Origin of the sequence: Sphingomonas faeni (genome assembly GCF_040407565.1) — a bacterium.
In the GTDB taxonomy this organism is placed as follows: Bacteria; Pseudomonadota; Alphaproteobacteria; order Sphingomonadales; family Sphingomonadaceae; genus Sphingomonas; species Sphingomonas faeni_F.
The window spans coordinates 207,053-222,990 of the sequence record NZ_JAPZPR010000006.1; the positions used below are offsets into that span (position 1 = coordinate 207,053).

The following is a 15,938-nucleotide window of genomic DNA, read 5'->3' on the forward strand; positions in this document are numbered from 1 at the left end:
CGAGTCTCCCACGACTCAACATCTGGATGAAGCCGACTCGATTGGTCGCAGCGGCGGAATCGCACCGAAACGCCGTTAACGAATGTTTGCTTGACGGAGTCGGACAATTCCGCCGCTATGGGCGTCGATAAGGGGCGGAAAACATGGGTTTGATCGACACGATCGCACGGCCGCGTGCGAAGAAAGTAGCGGAACCGACGGTTCAAGCCGTACTCCCGCTCGACCAGATCCTGCGCGGCGACTGCATCGAGCACATGAAGGCGCTCCCGTCGAATTCCATCGACATGATCTTCGCGGACCCGCCCTACAACCTCCAGCTCGGCGGTGAACTCTATCGTCCCGACGGATCGCACGTCGACGCCGTCACCGACGACTGGGACAAGTTCGACACCTTCGCCGCCTATGACCGCTTCACCCGCGCCTGGCTCAAGGAGGCACGCCGCATCCTCAAGGACGACGGCGCGCTCTGGGTCATCGGCAGCTATCACAACATCTTCCGCGTCGGCGCGGCGGTGCAGGATCTTGGCTACTGGATCCTCAACGACATCGTCTGGCGCAAGACCAACCCGATGCCCAATTTCCGCGGCACCCGCTTCACCAACGCGCACGAGACGCTGATCTGGGCGTCGAAGGGCGAGAAGGCGAAATACCACTTCAACTACCGCGCGATGAAGACGCTCAACGACGAACTCCAGATGCGCAGCGACTGGGAATTCCCCACCTGCGGCGGCGCCGAGCGGCTGAAGAAGAACGGTACCAAGGTGCATCCGACGCAAAAGCCCGAGGCGCTGCTCTACCGCATCCTGCTCGCGTGCACGAAGCCCGGCGACGTCGTGCTCGACCCGTTCTTCGGCACCGGCACGACCGGCGCGGTCGCCAAGCGTCTCGGTCGCAGCTGGATCGGCATCGACCGCGAAGGCGACTACATCGAAGCCGCGCAGGAGCGGATCGAGGCCGCACTGCCGCTCGACGAATCGGCACTCGCCACGATGATGAGCCCGCGAACGCAGCCCAAGGTCGCGTTCGGCGTCCTCGTCGAGAACGCGTACCTCGCCCCCGGCGCGCTGCTCACCGACTCTAAGCGGCGGTGGCGCGCGACGATCCGCGCCGACGGCTCGCTGCTCAGCGACTGCGGCACGATCGGCTCGATCCACAAGCTCGGCTCGACGCTCCAGAACGCTCCCGCCTGCAACGGCTGGAGCTTCTGGCACTACGAAACCGAGAAGGGGCTGAAACCGATCGACGACCTCCGCCAGACGTACCTGCTCGCAACCACGGTCTGACCTTCTTGCCCCCCTCCCTGAAAGGGAGGGGCTGGGGGTGGGTTGGCTGCTTGGCGGCCGATACGTAAACCAACCGGCCGACCCACCCCCACCCCCTCCCTTTCAGGGAGGGGAGCAGGAGACCGATGATCCACCTCCGCCCCGTCCAGTTCGTCGACACCCCGATCGGCCACGAAGACAACAGCGTCGCGCGCCTCGCCGGCGGCCTGCAATGGTTCGCCGCCTACGAAGTGATCGAAGGCCGCGCCCGCCGGACGATACCCGTCGCCGATGTCGCGACGCTAGGCGAGCGCGCGACCCACCTTCACGCCGCCATCACCGCCCCCAGAGCGCCGATCCAGCTCGGCGAACGCACGCTACGTTTCGACCAGCCGATCGTCGCCGGCATCCTCAACGTAACCCCCGACAGCTTCTCCGACGGCGGCAAGCACGTCGACGACCCCGCCGCCGCCGCAGCCGCCGGGATCGACATGGCCGCCGCCGGCGCGACGATGATCGACGTCGGCGGTGAATCGACCCGCCCCGGCGCTCCCGCGGTATGGGAAGGCGACGAGATCGCGCGGCTCGTGCCCGTCGTCGAACGCCTCGCGCGCGCCGGCGCGATCGTCTCGGTCGACACCCGCAAGGCCGCGGTCATGGAGGCGACGCTCGCTGCCGGCGCGCACATCGTCAACGACGTCGCCGCGCTCCTCTGGGACGATCGCGCGCTGGACGTGGTCGCGAAAAGCGGCTGCCCGGTCGTCTTGATGCACTCGCCCGATCCGAAAAAGGGCGGTCACGGCGACGGCGGCTACGCCAACGTCCTGACCGACGTCGTCGATTGGCTCGAAGCGCGCATCGCCGCGGTCGTCGCGGGCGGCGTCGACCGGTCGCGAATCATGGTCGATCCCGGCATCGGCTTCGGCAAGACGCTCGCCGAGAACCTCGCGTTGCTAAACGGCCTGGCGATCTTCCACGGTCTCGGCTGCCCGATCATGCTCGGCGCGAGCCGCAAGCGGCTGATCGGCGCGCTCTCGAACGAAGCATCGGTCGACCAGCGCCTCGCCGGTTCGCTCGCGCTGGCGCTGAAAGGTGTCGAGGCAGGTGTCCAGATCCTCCGCGTCCACGACGTCGCCGAGACGGTCCAAGCGATCAAGATATGGCGCGGCCTGCGCGATCAGTCGCTCGTTGGCGGCTAAGCGGGGCCGCTGATCGTCGCTGCATTGCAGCGAAACGCTACTTCGCGCATTAAAAGCCTTGTAAACAAGGGAGCTTTCGTTTGATCGTCACTGCAACACCGCGCTTCAGTCAGATCCTGAGCGAAGTCTGGCGCCCGCTGCTCGGCTTGTTCGTCTGGGACGTGATCGTCACGATCACCTATTACGTCCTGCCGTTCCACGCGCCCGCGCTCCCCCTGACTCTCTTCGGTACCGCGCTCGCGCTGTTCCTCGGCTTCCGCGACAATTCCGCCTATCAGCGCTGGTGGGAAAGCCGCGGCCTCTGGGGCCTGATGATCAACGCCTCGCGCAACCTCGCGCGTATGGCCCGCAACATGCTGCCCGAGCCCGAGGGCCACGACATGAAGCGGACGATCGTGCTCCGCCAGATCGCTTACGTGAACGCGCTGCGCTGTCAGTTGCGCAAGCAGCCGGTGCCGCCCGAAGTGTTGCGCTTCCTGTCGAAGGAAGAGGCATCGTTCGCACTCGAGCGTACCAATATCGCCAACGGCCTTCTCGATGGCACCGGCCGCCGGATCGACATCGCGCGACGCAACGGCTGGATCGACACCATCCAGCAGACGCAGTTCGAGGCGATCCTGGTCGACATCGCCAACGCACAGGGCGGCATGGAGCGGATCAAGAACACGCCGCTACCCAATCAGTACCGGTTCTTCCCAAGCCTGTTCACGCGGCTGTTCTGCGTGCTGCTGCCGATCGGTCTGGTCGAGACGCTGGGCTATGCGACGCCGGTTGGCTCGACGATCGCCGGGCTGATGTTCCTCGCCGTCCTGCAGATCGGCGATGACCTGGTCGATCCGTTCGCGGACACGATCCACGACGTGCCGCTCAACGCGATGTGCCGGACGATCGAGATCGACCTTCTCCAGGCGATCGGCGATCCCGCACCCGAGCCGGTGCAGCCCGTCCACGGCGTGCTGTGGTAAGCCCCGTCTGACCGCTTGCGATACTTCGTCAACCTGATCTGATCGGACATAACCCGCTAAACTAAGCAGCGTTGTCGATGCCCAGTTCGCCGAGTTTGCGGTACAGCGTCGAGCGGCCGATCCCGAGGCGCCGCGCAACCTCGGTCATGCGGCCGCGGTAATGGCCGATCGCGAGGCGGATGACGTCCGCCTCGATCTCTTCCAGCGCCCGCAGATTGCCGTCGGAGCGGAACAGCGTGACGCCGCCGCCGCCGGCGACCGCTGCGGCCGGGCCACGCTGGCGATTACCGAGGGCTGCGATCTGCGGGAAGTCGTCGCGTGTCAGTGCGGCGTCTTCGCACAGCACGGCTGCGCGGAAGAGCGCGTTCTGCAACTGGCGGACGTTGCCCGGCCAATCATACTGCACCAGCAATTCGAGCGCGTCGTCGGTGATGCCAAGCGATCGAAGCCCCGGCTGCTGGGCGATGCGCGCGAGCAGGTGACGGGCAAGGGAGGGGATGTCGCCGGTCCGCTCGCGCAACGGCGGTATCGTCACCTGCACCATGTTCAATCGGTAGTACAAATCTTCGCGAAAACGGCCGGCCTCGACCTCGTCGAGCAGTCGATTGTTGCTGGCGGCGATCACCCGGACGTCCACCTCGCGCGGATGGCGTGCGCCGATCGCCTGCATCTCGCCGGTGTGCAGGAAGTGCAGCAGCTTGATCTGAGCCTCGATCGGCATCTCGCCGACCTCGTCGAGGAACAGCGTACCGCCATCTGCATCCTGGAATCGACCGATCTTGCGCTCGAAGGCGCCGGTGAACGCGCCTTTCTCGTGCCCGAACAACTCCGATTCGACGAGATTGGCAGGGATCGCGCCGCAATTGACGCTTGTCATCGGTTTCTTGGCGCGAGGGCTGGCCGCGTGGATCGCCTCGGCGATGACGTCCTTGCCGACGCCTATTTCGCCTTCCAGCAGGATCGACACCCGCGTGCGCGCAGCCTTTGCGGCGATCGCCAGCGCGGCGCGAAAATCGGGCGACGATCCGACGATCTCGTCGAAGGCAAGCAGCGCGGGAATTTTTTCGGTCAGTGGGCGCAACTCGCCCGCCGACGTGCCGACGACGGCGGCATCGAGCGCGGCAAGAAACCGATCGGGCGCGAGCGGCTTGACCAGGAAATCCGTCGCCCCCGCGCGCATCGCGCTCACTGCGTGCGAAACCGACCCGTTCGCGGTCAGCATCAGGATCGGCAGCGCCGGCCGGCGTTCGCGCAGCGCAGCGATCAGCATGGTCGCGTCGGCATCGGGTGTGCAGTGGTCGAGCACGATCGCATCGAGCTGCATGCCGTCCTGCGTACCGAGCGTCGCGATCGCCATTTCGGCGTCCGCCGCGAAGACCGCGCGCCACCCGCCACGCGCGGCGAGCGCGGCTACCAGCCGTCGCTGCGCGGGCTCGTCGTCGATCAGCAATAGAAGGCGCTGCCCATTGCGCGTCATGGCGAATCCTGTCCCGTTCCGGCACGTGCAATAGCGGGGTTAAGTAAAGGGCGACTTAAGTGCCGGGCTTGCGATCCTGCAAGTGCGCGGTAAGGTCGTGGCCATAGAGGATGACACCGAAAAGATTGGGGTACGAACCATGGCCGGCAACGGAGACATGAAGGCGCACGTCGCGACGTATTCGAGCGTGACCGGGATGATGAAATGGGGTGCGGTCGGATGCGCGCTGGTCGTCGCTCTCGTCATCTGGTTGATCTCGTAACGGCATGAAGATCGCCGTCCTGAAAGAGCAAGCGGACGGCGAGCGGCGGGTTTCCGCGACGCCGGAAACGGTGAAGAAATTCGTTGCGCTGGGTGCGACGCTGGCCGTGGAAGCAGGTGCGGGGGAGACGGCTTCGATCTCCGATGCCGCCTATTCGGATGCAGGCGCTTCGGTGGGCGACCGTGCTGACACGCTGGCGGGGGCGGACATCGTGCTCGGCGTGCAGGGGCCCGACCCTGCCGGGCTTAGTGGCGTGACGCCGGGGGCATGGATTGTCGCCAGCCTCAATCCCTTTGCAGAACGTGCGCGGGTCGATGCCTATGCCGCGGCGGGCTACGAGGCGCTGGCGATGGAGTTCATGCCGCGCATCACGCGCGCGCAGTCGATGGACATCCTGTCGTCGCAGTCGAACCTGTCGGGGTACAAGGCGGTGCTCGACGCCGCCGCCGAATATGGCCGCGCGTTCCCGATGATGATGACTGCGGCAGGTACGATCAGTGCGGCCAAGGCGTTCGTGATGGGCGTTGGCGTCGCCGGACTCCAGGCAATCGCGACCGCACGGCGGCTCGGCGCTCAGGTGTCGGCGACCGACGTGCGCGCCGCGACCCGCGAGCAGATCCAGTCGCTCGGTGCGAAACCGATCTTCGTCGAGAACGTCGCCGGGATCGAGGGCGAGGGAACGGGCGGGTACGCCGGCGAGATGTCGCCCGAATACCAGGCGGCGCAGGCGGCACTCGTGTCGGGGCACATCGCCAAGCAGGATATCGTCATCACGACTGCGTTGATCCCGGGGCGTCCGGCGCCACGACTGATCTCGGCGGCGCAGGTGGCGAGCATGAAGCCGGGCTCGGTGATCGTCGATCTCGCGGTCGAACAGGGCGGCAACGTCGAGGGCTCGGTCGCGGATCAAGTGGTCGTGGTGAACGGCGTGAAGATCGTCGGCCATCGCAACGTGCCGTCTCGGTTGGCGGCAGACGCCAGCGCCTTGTTCTCGCGCAACCTGTACAACTTCCTCAACGCCTTCTGGGACAAGGAGGCTGGGCGACCCGTGCTCGACGCCGAGATCGGCGACGCGATCCGCCTGACGCAAGGCGGCAGGATCGTGAACCCAAGGCTGCTGGCATGATCCGGGGAGCGTGACCCGTGGCGATCGGCTTCTCGATGCGATGCGGGCCAACCCGCGGGACTGGCGGATCCAGGATGTCGTCGCCGCGTGTTCGGAGGAGGGGATATCTTGCAGCCCGCCTCGCAACGGCTCACACTACAAGGTGAAGCATGCAAGCCAGATCGAAATCCTGAAGATCCCGGCGCACCGGCCGATCAAGCCGGCCTATATTCGCGATCTCGTCAGGTTCATCGATGCGGTGCGGAGAACGGAACGATGAACCCGCTAGATTATGAAGTCATGATCCGGCCGCTGTCGCCTTCGGATGGTGGGGGATATCTTGCGGTTGTTCCGGCACTCCCTGGCTGCAAGTCCGACGGCGACACGCCGCAGGACGCGCTTGCCAACGCCTATGATGCGATCGCCTGCTGGATCGAAGCTGCCGAAGACATGGGACGCACCGTCCCCGCCGCTGCGCGCGCGGCAGCCTGAGAAAATCGGAGACCGAACAATGGACTTTATCGCGATTTTGTCGATCTTCGTGCTGGCGTGTTTCGTCGGGTATTTCGTCGTCTGGGCGGTGACGCCGGCGCTGCACACGCCGTTGATGGCGGTGACCAATGCGATCTCCTCGGTCATCATCGTCGGCGCGCTGATCGCCGCCGCTGCGGCAGGCATCGGCGCCGGATCGGGCGTCGCCAAGGCGCTCGGGCTGCTCGCGGTGGTGCTCGCGAGCATCAATATCTTTGGCGGTTTCGCGGTCACCGCGCGGATGCTGGCGATGTACAAGAAAAAGGAACGGCCGGTCGCGCCTGCCACGAGCAAGTGAGCGATACGGACGTGAAGGGGAACGCGCGATGCATGAACTGACGGTCAGCCCCTGGGCTTCGCTCGCCTATCTGGTGGCGGGGGTGTGCTTCATCCTCGCGTTGCGCGGGCTGTCGAGCCCGGCGTCGAGCCAGCGCGGCAACCGCTTCGGCATCATCGGCATGACGATCGCCGTCGTGACGACGCTGGTGACGCATGTGCCGATGCGGATGAACGGCTGCCCGCTCGGTATCGGTCGTTGTGCAATTCTGGACCGTCCCGTGGTGGATTGGATAACAGTCGTCGAAATCCTCGTCGCCATCGGCGTGGGCGCCGTCATCGGCCTCGTCACCGCGCGACGGATCGCGATGACCGCGATGCCGCAGCTCGTTGCCGCGTTCCATTCGCTCGTCGGTCTCGCCGCGGTGCTGGTCGGCGTCGCCGCGTATCTCAACCCGCAGGCGTTCGGGATTTCCGACCTCGTCATCCCGCTGATCGGCGAGCCGTTCGCGGTCATCCACCCGGTCAGCCGCATCGAACTCGGGCTAGGCGTGGCGATCGGTGCGATCACCTTCTCGGGCTCGGTCATCGCGTTCCTGAAGCTCAACGGCAACATGGGCGGCAAGCCGATCATGCTGCCCGGCCGCCACGTCATCAACATCGCGCTGCTCGCCGGCATCCTCGGCCTGATCGCCTATTTCGTCACCGACCAGGCACCGTGGATCTTCTGGACGGTCGTGATCCTGAGCTTCGTCATCGGCTTCCTGCTGATCGTGCCGATCGGCGGCGCGGACATGCCGGTGGTGGTCAGCATGCTCAATTCCTATTCGGGCTGGGCGGCCGCCGCGATGGGCTTCACGCTGCACAACAGTGCGATGATCATCACCGGCGCGCTGGTCGGCAGTTCGGGCGCGATCCTCAGCTACATCATGTGCCGCGCGATGAACCGCAGCTTCATCAGCGTGATCGCGGGCGGCTTCGGCGCGGTCGCGGACACCAGCGGCGGCGCGGTCGCGAGCGATCGGCCGTGGAAGCGCGGCTCGGCGGAGGACGCCGCGTTCCTCATGAGCCAGGCGGAACAGGTCATCATCGTCCCCGGCTACGGCATGGCGGTCGCGCAGGCGCAGCACGTCCTGCGCGAGATGGGCGACAAGCTGAAGGCCGAGGGCGTCCGCGTGAAATACGCGATCCACCCCGTCGCGGGGCGCATGCCGGGGCACATGAACGTGCTGCTGGCCGAAGCGAACGTGCCGTATGACGACGTGTTCGAGCTCGAGGACATCAACAGCGAGTTCGCACAGACCGACGTCGCGTTCGTGATCGGCGCGAACGACGTGACCAACCCCGCCGCCAAGACCGACAAGTCCTCGCCGATCTACGGCATGCCCGTGCTCGACGTCGAAAAGGCCAAGACGGTATTGTTCATCAAGCGCTCGATGGGCGGCGTCGGCTATGCAGGCGTCGATAACGAGTTGTTCTACCGCGACAATACGATGATGCTGCTGGCGGATGCGAAGAAGATGGTCGAGGATATCGTCAAGGCGCTCGACTAGTCGTGCTGCCGGGTCGCCGACGAACTCGAACGGAAGTCGATCTAGTTCGAGTGTAACGATCGGCATGATCGAGGTTAGGCTTCGCGACACCGCGGAGACCGGCATGACGACAATGAATGGGCAGCCTGCCGAGATACGCTACGATACCCGGATCGATGCGATCCTGGTCGCGGCGGACGATGCGCCGGATCGGTTGGCGGCAGCACTGGCTGCGGCAGGGGGGCGGATCGTAATGCGTCTCGATTGGGACATGGCGCCCGACGTGCAGGCCGTGCCGCGTGTCATCATCGTCGAAGCGGCAGGGGTCGATGCGGCATTGCTCGCCGAGCGCCTGCCGCAAATCTTGGCGTGGGTCACCACGCTGGAGGCCGGCTTGGTCGTCGCGCTAAACGGCGATCAGATCGATGCGGTTGCGGCTGCGACGCTGGGTGGCGGGACGATCCTGCTGGTCGATCCGACCGTCGGCGATTGCGTCGGCGCGATCGTCGTCGCCGCCGAACAGGCGCGCAGCCCCGCGGGCGTCTTCGACGTATCGCGCGAAACCGATGGTACCCGGCTCGAACGGTTGAATAGCGAGGTCGCGCGGATCGCCGAGGTGCTGGCGCGTCTTACGCGTGCGGAGATCGACGACGATGCGGTCGCGCCACCTATCGTCGGCGATCGGACCAACCGTTACGGCGCCTCGCCTGCGATGAGCGAACCCAGCGCGGCCGATGTCCGCCGCGCGATCCGTGCTCGCCGGCTGCGCGACCAGTTCTTTGGTGCGACGCTGTTCGAGGATCCGGGTTGGGACATGCTGCTCGATCTCTACGCCGCCGAACTGGAGCGCGGCCGCGTGTCGGTGTCGAGCCTGTGCATCGCCGCGGCGGTCGCGCCGACCACCGCGCTGCGCTGGATCGCGCGGATGACCGACACCGGCTTGTTCGAACGCCGCCCCGACATGCACGATCGTCGCCGCGCGTTCATGGTGCTGTCGGACCGCGCGAGCGAGGCGATGCGCGGGTATATCGTGGCTACCAGAGGCGCCGATCTACGGATTCCATGACGGTCCCGTCCTTTTAGCTTGCCCCGGCTCCCGCGCTTTGGCATCGCACATTCACCCGAGAGGGGGCGATTAGCTCAGTTGGTAGAGCGTCTCGTTTACACCGAGAATGTCGGCGGTTCGAGCCCGTCATCGCCCACCATCCCTATAGATCGCGTATCAGTCGCACCGTGACCGCGAGCCACGCCGGGTCGTCTATCTCGGTGGATTGCGAGCCGGCGTTGAGCGGAACGAGCGTTACCACGCCGTCGCTGGCAGTCAGCCTGCCGAACGCGAACCGCCCCCCCGGTTGCGGAACGAGTACGTCTCGGTTGAGCGCAGTCGCGAACCCTCCGGGCGGCAGCATCGCGCACCAGATTACGTCGCCGGCGCGGTAGTCGCCGACTCCGCCAGCGACGGTGACCGCGATCTGACCGGCTGCCACCCGAGGTGCGGGCACGATCGTCGTGCGGCGAGGGGCGTGGACGCCAGAGCCGTCGAGGATCGCTGTGACAGGCAGGTCGGTCCGGTCGGGTAAGCTCACCAGATCCGATGCTTCGACCCCTAGCGCTGCCGCGATCCGGTTGAGCCAACCGATCGACACCGTGCGCGTGCCGGTTTCCAACCGACCGATCGTCTGCGCGGTCGTCTTCGGATCGCAGCGGCGGGCAACGTCTTGCAGCGTCAGCCCTTTGGCGCGCCGAACTTCGCGGATCGCGGTGATCATCGGACGACTCCAAACCAGATAGGTTATTCTTCTGTCCTACAACTAGGCGAATATGGCAACCGTCAAGCGCAGCGGGAGATGGCGGATGCGCGTACTGGTAGAGCGGACGGTCGATTCGGAGGGTGTTTCCCAAGCGGCCGGCATGCGTCGCGGTCGTATGGTCACCGTGAACCTCGCGGAGTCGCCGCTCGGCTGGCTGCGATCGCGCGCGTTGATCGACGTGAGACAGTTCGAGGCGGGGGAGCGGCTGCGGGCGGATTACGAACGCGCGTCGATCGCGCCGAGCGTGACGATGCGCTGGGTCGAGCGGGTCGATGGGGGAGGTGGCGACGGGCTCGATCCGACATCGGCGCAGATCGCGGCGAAGCGTCGGTTCGACGTGGCGCTAGCGGCGGCGGGGCCCGGGCTAGCGGATATTCTGTGGCGCGTGGTCTGTGCGGGGGAGGGGCTGCCGGTCGCGGAGAAGGCGTTGCAGTGGCCGGCACGCGCGGGGCGGGTCGTGCTGACGCTCGCGCTCGATCGGCTGGCTGCGCATTACGGGATTGGTTAGGCGCTCGCATTGGTGCGCGGGCGTGACTAAGTGGCTGGCATGCGCTTCGACCTCATCAAATGCCACGGCTCCGGTAACGACTTTCCGCTGATCGACGCGCGCGCGTCGACGCTTGGCGATGCGGCTTGGGCGGCCGTTGCGCGGGCGCTGGCGGATCGCGTTGGGCCGGTTGGTGGCGACGGGCTCCTGCTGCTTACGGGCGGCGACGCGACCCACGCGTTCGGGATGCGAATGTTCAATTCGGATGGTAGCGAGTCGGAGACGTGCCTCAACGGCCTGCGCTGCGTTGCGCGCGCGGGATTCGCGGCCACGGGTACCGAGACTGCTATGGCGCTGCTGAAAACCAGCGACGCGGCCGTCGAGCGCGATGCTGATATCGCCGATGGCGTGTTCACCGTGCGCGAGATCGCTGGCCCCGCGTCTCTGGACGTCGCAGCGGGGCCGATGCATGTCGAGAGCGATCGCATCGTCGACACGCCTATCGCGCCCTTGCCGACGGACCGCGCCTTCACGGCGGTGGCGATGCCGAACCCCCACCTCGTGACGTTCGTGGATGCCGTCGACGAAGCCGAGCTCGTCCGCGTTGGCGAAGCGTGCGAGGCGGCGCCCGCGTGGCTTCCCAATCGCGCGAACGTCAGTTTCGTCGAGGTGCGTGGCCACGACCTGTTCGTGCGGACGTTCGAACGCGGTGTCGGCCTGACCGACAGTTGCGGCAGCGCGATGGCGGCGTCGACCTATGCCGCGTGCCTGACCGGGCGGATCGCGTACGACACGCCGACCACCGTCTTCAACAAGGGCGGGCTGGTTCGCGCCGAGGCGAGCGAGACGGCGATGGTCACGCTCTCGGGGAATGCGACGTTCGAGTGGACCGGCACGATCGAGGTCGAACTCGACACGGCGACCGCGAGCGACCTGGTCGTCACGCGGCGGCACGACGATGAGATCGCGGCCTGGGCGGGACTTCTCGCGACGATCTGAACACCGGCTGCGTCCTTATCCGGGCGCGTCCGTATCTCCCCGCAGTGGCGCCGCACACCGGCTCCGCACGCAGGAGAGAAGCCATGAACCACTTCATTCGTACCGCGATCGTCGCGGCCGCCGTTGCCGTCAGCGGCAGCGCCATCGTCGCAGCCCAGACCAACCCGATGGTCGGCGGCGCCGCGATGTACCCGACCAAGACGATCGTCGAGAACGCGGTCAATTCGAAGGATCACACGACGCTGGTCGCCGCGGTCAAGGCCGCCGGCCTGGTCGAGACGCTGTCGGGCCCGGGTCCGTTCACCGTGTTCGCGCCGACCAACGCCGCGTTCAAGAAGCTGCCCGCCGGCACCGTCGACACGCTGCTCAAGCCCGAGAACAAGGCGCAGCTCGCTAGCGTCCTGACCTATCACGTCGTCCCCGGCACGATCACCGCCGCCGACATCGCCGGCAAGGCGAAGGCGAACGGCGGCACCGCGACCTACACGACCGTGCAGGGCGAGCCGCTGATGTTCAAGAAGGTCGGCGCCGGCTGGGGCATCATGGACGGCAAGGGCCACAAGGGCAGGATCACGATCGCCAACGTCATGCAGTCGAACGGCGTGATCCACGTCATCGACACGGTGATGCTGCCGTAATCGGCGTTTCCGCGAGATAGCTGCCTCGCTTCTCCCCCCCCTGCGAGGTGGTTTGCGTCGGGCCCGTTGCCGAAAGGTGGCGGGCCCGATTGCGTTTTGGGGCGCCGTCGTCCCAATCCCGTCATCTCAACCCCTCCGTCATCCTGACGAAAGTCAGGACCCAGGGTAACAAGCGCTGCCCTTCGTGGCTCTGGATCCTGACTTTCGTCAGGATAACGGAGGGTTCAGCCGATCAGCAGGCCCGCGAGCGCGGCCGACATCAGGTTCGCCAAACTCCCCGCCGCCAGTGCGCGCAGGCCGAGCTTGGCGATCATCGGGCGCTGGTTCGGCGCAAGGCTGCCGGTCACCGCCATCTGGATCGCGATCGACGAGAAGTTGGCGAACCCGCACAGCGAGAAGGTGATGACCGCGATCGTCCGTGGACTGAGCCCGGTCTGCGTGCCGAGCGAGATGTAGGCTACGAACTCGTTCAACACGATCTTCTGGCCGAACAGCCCGCCGGCGATCCCCGCCTCGCTCCACGGCACGTTGAGCAGGAACATGATCGGCGCGAAGACATAGCCGAGCAGCCCCTGGAAGCTCAGCCCCGGCAAACCGATTATGTTGCCGAGCCCGCCAAGCAGGCCATTCGCGAGCGCCACCAGCGCGACGAACGCCAGCACCATCGCGCCGACCGCGACGGCCAGGCGCACGCCGGTCTGCGCGCCCTGGGCTGCGGCCATGATCAGATTGGCGGGCTTTTCCTCGTCATGCGTTGCCTGCGGCATCGGCTCGCCCGCCGATGATTCACCCGGCAGGTCGCCAAGCGCGAGTTCGCCCTCTGGCGGCATCACGCGGTCGGGCATGATGATCTTCGCCATCAGGATGCCGCCCGGCGCCGCCATGAAGCTCGCCGCGAGCAGATAATCGATGCGGATACCCATCGACGCATACGCGGCGAGAATGGTGCCAGCGACGCCGGCCATCCCGCTGGTCATCACCGTAAACAGCTGCGCCGGGGTGAGGCCCGCCAGATACGGCCGGATGACGAGCGGCGATTCGCTCTGGCCGACGAAGATGTTCGCGGCCGCGCACAGCGATTCGACCTTAGAGACGCCGATCACCTTCTCGATCCCGCCGCCGACCCAGCGCACCACGAACTGCATGATGCCGAGATAATAGAGGATCGAGACCAGGCTGGCGAAGAAGATGATGACCGGCAACGCGGCGATCGCGAAACTTTGCCCGCCGATCTCGGGCGTCGCCATCTTGCCGAACAGGAACTCGGTGCCCTTCTGCGAATAGCCGAGCAAATTGGCGACCCCGCCCGACATCTCGCCGAGCACGACCTTGCCGAAGCTCGAGTACAGTACGAGGACGGCGATCCCGGCCTGCAACGCGAACGCGGCGCCGACGATACGCAGGCGGATCGCACGGCGGTCGCTCGACAACAGCACGGCAATGCCCAGGATGACGGCGATGCCCGCCAAACCGATGAAGAGTCTTTCCATGGACGCCCTGCGTTTTCTTGCGATGACACGCGCCGCCCCCCGGCTGCGCAAGCGACCGACATGACACGCGAGCGCCGCGCTCGCCAGTTATTTGAAGCGCGCTAGTCATTTGACGGCGCGCGCGTTTTCGCTAGCGTCCCGCGCGATGGACAAACCACTTCCCACGTTCCCGCGTTCGCTCTTCGTTTTCTCGGTCCTGTACGGCGGCATGGTGTGCATCGCCGGCGTGTTGGGGGTGAAGCAGGTCGCGCTCGGCCCGCTCGCGGTCGAGGCGGGGATCTTCGGCTTCCTGCTGCTGGTGGTATTGAGCAGCGCGATTTCCGAACTGCACGGCCAGAAGACCGCGACGTTCCTGGTCCGCCTGGGCTTCATCCCGCTGCTGGTGTCCGCGGCGCTGATCCACCTTGTGCTGGCGCTGCCGCATGATCCGGGAATGTACCCGCCCGCGGTCGACGCGTTCCCGATCGTCGTCGGCCAGAGCTCGCGGATGATGATCGCCGGGCTGATCTCCTACGGCATCTCGCAGACGCTCAACGTGCTGATCTTCTCGAAGCTGTCGGGACAGGTCGGCAGCGGCGAGGGCAAGCTGGTGTGGCTCCGGGGTATGATCGCGAGCATCATCTCGCAGATCATCGACACGATCCTGTTCATCACCATCTCGTTCCTCGGCGAGCGGCCGATCGTCGCGTTGATGGAGGGGCAGATGCTCACCAAGGTCATACTGTCGATCGTGCTGGTGCCCTTCATGATCACCTTCTTCGTGAAGCTGGGACGGCGGTTGGACCGAGTCTGACCTCGTTGTTTCCCCGCGAAGGCGGGGACCCAGTCTGGGCTCCCGCCTTCGCGGGAGAACAAGGAAGCGAGAGCGACGTCCGCGGCTTTCGTTCCCTCCATCGACTGGCTAAGGGATCGGCATGACCGATCACACGCCCGATCCCGCCCTGCTCGCCAAGGCGGAAACGCTCACCGAGGCGCTGCCGTATCTGCAGCGCTATGCCGGCAAGACGTTCGTCGTGAAGTACGGCGGCCACGCGATGGGCGACCCCGAACTGCAGCGCGACTTCGCCGAGGACATGGTGCTACTCAAGGCGGTCGGCATCAACCCGGTCGTCGTCCACGGCGGCGGGCCACAGATCGGCGCGATGCTCAAGCGGCTCGGCGTCGAATCGCGCTTCGTCGACGGCCTGCGCGTCACCGATGCGGAAACCGCGCAGATCGCCGAGATGGTCCTGGCGGGCTCGATCAACAAGGAAATCGTCGGCTGGATCGGCCAGGCGGGCGGCCGCGCGGTCGGAATCTCGGGCAAGGACGCCGGCCTCGTCCTCGCGCAGAAAGTCGGCCACGGCCGCGAACCCGACAAGCTCCAGGGCATCGAGCGGCACGTCGATCTGGGCTTCGTGGGCGAACCGATCGCGGTAGACCGGACGATCCTCGACACGCTGATCGCCGCCGACATCATCCCGGTGATCGCCCCGATCGGCATCGGCGCGGACGGCCACACCTACAATATCAACGCCGACACGATGGCCGGCGCGATCGCCGCCGCGATGGGCGCCGCGCGCTTCTTCCTGCTGACCGACATCGTCGGTGTGCTCGACAAGGAGGGTGAGTTGCTGACCGACCTTGACCCTGCGCGGATCGCCGAGCTGCGCGCCGACGGGACGGTGACCGGCGGCATGATCCCGAAGCTCGACACCTGCGTCGCGGCGGTCGAATCGGGCGTCGACGCCGCAGTGATCATCGACGGCCGCGTGCCGCACGCGATGCTGCTGGAGATCTTTACGAAGCAGGGTGCAGGCACGCTGGTCAGCGCCAACGGGCGCTCGCGGTAGGAGGTCGCCTCTCACGCCCGTCATCCTGACGAAAGTCAGGATCCAGAGCCACCAGGGTAACGTTTGCGGCTC

The 15,938-nt window shown here is 66.2% G+C and carries 18 protein-coding genes and 1 tRNA gene; 16 read left to right on the top strand and 3 right to left on the bottom strand.

Annotated elements, in window-relative coordinates:
* The first annotated feature begins 143 nt into the window (after window positions 1–143).
* The 3 genes from O6Y00_RS14070 (at window position 144) to O6Y00_RS14080 (ending at window position 3,426) form a co-directional block, all read left to right on the top strand.
* On the top strand, window positions 144–1,283 hold the full coding sequence (locus O6Y00_RS14070) for a site-specific DNA-methyltransferase (protein WP_353443215.1): 1,140 nt from the start codon (window positions 144–146) through the stop codon (window positions 1,281–1,283).
* Between the two features lie 125 nt (window positions 1,284–1,408).
* Window positions 1,409–2,461 (top strand): dihydropteroate synthase, encoded by a 1,053-nt coding sequence (gene folP / locus O6Y00_RS14075; protein ID WP_353443216.1) that lies wholly within the window; start codon window positions 1,409–1,411, stop codon window positions 2,459–2,461.
* 80 nt (window positions 2,462–2,541) lie between these two features.
* Window positions 2,542–3,426, top strand: coding sequence for a bestrophin family protein (locus tag O6Y00_RS14080; protein WP_353443217.1), 885 nt, complete (start codon window positions 2,542–2,544; stop codon window positions 3,424–3,426).
* 61 nt (window positions 3,427–3,487) lie between these two features.
* Here O6Y00_RS14080 and O6Y00_RS14085 read toward each other — a convergent pair whose 3' ends face one another.
* Entirely contained in the window at window positions 3,488–4,903 is a 1,416-nt protein-coding gene (locus O6Y00_RS14085; protein ID WP_353443218.1) for a sigma-54-dependent transcriptional regulator, read from the bottom strand.
* A gap of 139 nt (window positions 4,904–5,042) precedes the next feature.
* Here O6Y00_RS14085 and O6Y00_RS14090 point away from each other — a divergent pair, with 139 nt between their 5' ends.
* The 8 genes from O6Y00_RS14090 to O6Y00_RS14125 all read left to right on the top strand — a co-directional run bounded on the left by O6Y00_RS14090 (window position 5,043) and on the right by O6Y00_RS14125 (window position 9,814).
* Entirely contained in the window at window positions 5,043–5,165 is a 123-nt protein-coding gene (locus O6Y00_RS14090; RefSeq protein WP_082441508.1) for an aa3-type cytochrome c oxidase subunit IV, read from the top strand.
* Window positions 5,166–5,169: 4 nt separating this feature from the next.
* Complete coding sequence (locus O6Y00_RS14095; RefSeq protein ID WP_353443219.1) at window positions 5,170–6,291, top strand: NAD(P) transhydrogenase subunit alpha; 1,122 nt, start codon at window positions 5,170–5,172, stop codon at window positions 6,289–6,291.
* A gap of 10 nt (window positions 6,292–6,301) precedes the next feature.
* Window positions 6,302–6,550 carry a type II toxin-antitoxin system HicA family toxin gene (locus tag O6Y00_RS14100; protein ID WP_353443220.1) on the top strand — a complete coding sequence of 83 codons (249 nt, stop codon included), beginning with the start codon at window positions 6,302–6,304 and terminating at the stop codon, window positions 6,548–6,550.
* Complete coding sequence (locus tag O6Y00_RS14105; RefSeq protein WP_353443221.1) at window positions 6,547–6,762, top strand: type II toxin-antitoxin system HicB family antitoxin; 216 nt, start codon at window positions 6,547–6,549, stop codon at window positions 6,760–6,762. Before O6Y00_RS14100 ends, O6Y00_RS14105 begins: the two co-directional genes overlap by 4 nt.
* A gap of 19 nt (window positions 6,763–6,781) precedes the next feature.
* Window positions 6,782–7,099 (top strand): NAD(P) transhydrogenase subunit alpha, encoded by a 318-nt coding sequence (locus O6Y00_RS14110; protein ID WP_056487475.1) that lies wholly within the window; start codon window positions 6,782–6,784, stop codon window positions 7,097–7,099.
* A 28-nt stretch (window positions 7,100–7,127) separates the two neighbouring features.
* The gene (locus O6Y00_RS14115; protein WP_353443222.1) at window positions 7,128–8,630 is read left to right on the top strand and encodes an NAD(P)(+) transhydrogenase (Re/Si-specific) subunit beta; all 1,503 of its coding nucleotides are present in this window, start codon (window positions 7,128–7,130) and stop codon (window positions 8,628–8,630) included.
* 103 nt (window positions 8,631–8,733) lie between these two features.
* The gene (locus tag O6Y00_RS14120) at window positions 8,734–9,675 is read left to right on the top strand and encodes a MarR family winged helix-turn-helix transcriptional regulator (protein WP_353443223.1); all 942 of its coding nucleotides are present in this window, start codon (window positions 8,734–8,736) and stop codon (window positions 9,673–9,675) included.
* Window positions 9,676–9,738: 63 nt separating this feature from the next.
* A tRNA-Val gene (locus O6Y00_RS14125) sits at window positions 9,739–9,814 on the top strand.
* A gap of 3 nt (window positions 9,815–9,817) precedes the next feature.
* Here the strand turns inward: O6Y00_RS14125 and O6Y00_RS14130 are convergent.
* The gene (locus tag O6Y00_RS14130) at window positions 9,818–10,378 is read right to left on the bottom strand and encodes a helix-turn-helix domain-containing protein (RefSeq protein WP_353443224.1); all 561 of its coding nucleotides are present in this window, start codon (window positions 10,376–10,378) and stop codon (window positions 9,818–9,820) included.
* An 85-nt stretch (window positions 10,379–10,463) separates the two neighbouring features.
* Here O6Y00_RS14130 and O6Y00_RS14135 point away from each other — a divergent pair, with 85 nt between their 5' ends.
* The 3 genes from O6Y00_RS14135 to O6Y00_RS14145 all read left to right on the top strand — a co-directional run bounded on the left by O6Y00_RS14135 (window position 10,464) and on the right by O6Y00_RS14145 (window position 12,544).
* The gene (locus tag O6Y00_RS14135) at window positions 10,464–10,928 is read left to right on the top strand and encodes a DUF6456 domain-containing protein (RefSeq protein WP_353443225.1); all 465 of its coding nucleotides are present in this window, start codon (window positions 10,464–10,466) and stop codon (window positions 10,926–10,928) included.
* A gap of 39 nt (window positions 10,929–10,967) precedes the next feature.
* Window positions 10,968–11,906, top strand: coding sequence for a diaminopimelate epimerase (dapF, locus tag O6Y00_RS14140; protein ID WP_353443226.1), 939 nt, complete (start codon window positions 10,968–10,970; stop codon window positions 11,904–11,906).
* Between the two features lie 83 nt (window positions 11,907–11,989).
* A complete protein-coding gene (locus tag O6Y00_RS14145; RefSeq protein ID WP_353443227.1) occupies window positions 11,990–12,544 on the top strand; it encodes a fasciclin domain-containing protein in 555 nt (184 codons plus the stop codon).
* 224 nt (window positions 12,545–12,768) lie between these two features.
* Here O6Y00_RS14145 and O6Y00_RS14150 read toward each other — a convergent pair whose 3' ends face one another.
* Window positions 12,769–14,034 carry a NupC/NupG family nucleoside CNT transporter gene (locus tag O6Y00_RS14150; RefSeq protein WP_353443228.1) on the bottom strand — a complete coding sequence of 422 codons (1,266 nt, stop codon included), beginning with the start codon at window positions 14,032–14,034 and terminating at the stop codon, window positions 12,769–12,771.
* A 145-nt stretch (window positions 14,035–14,179) separates the two neighbouring features.
* Here O6Y00_RS14150 and O6Y00_RS14155 point away from each other — a divergent pair, with 145 nt between their 5' ends.
* Together O6Y00_RS14155 and argB are read left to right on the top strand one after the other, a co-directional pair.
* A complete protein-coding gene (locus O6Y00_RS14155) occupies window positions 14,180–14,827 on the top strand; it encodes a queuosine precursor transporter (RefSeq protein ID WP_353443229.1) in 648 nt (215 codons plus the stop codon).
* Between the two features lie 121 nt (window positions 14,828–14,948).
* Window positions 14,949–15,866 carry an acetylglutamate kinase gene (gene argB / locus O6Y00_RS14160; RefSeq protein ID WP_056053472.1) on the top strand — a complete coding sequence of 306 codons (918 nt, stop codon included), beginning with the start codon at window positions 14,949–14,951 and terminating at the stop codon, window positions 15,864–15,866.
* Window positions 15,867–15,938: the final 72 nt, after the last annotated feature.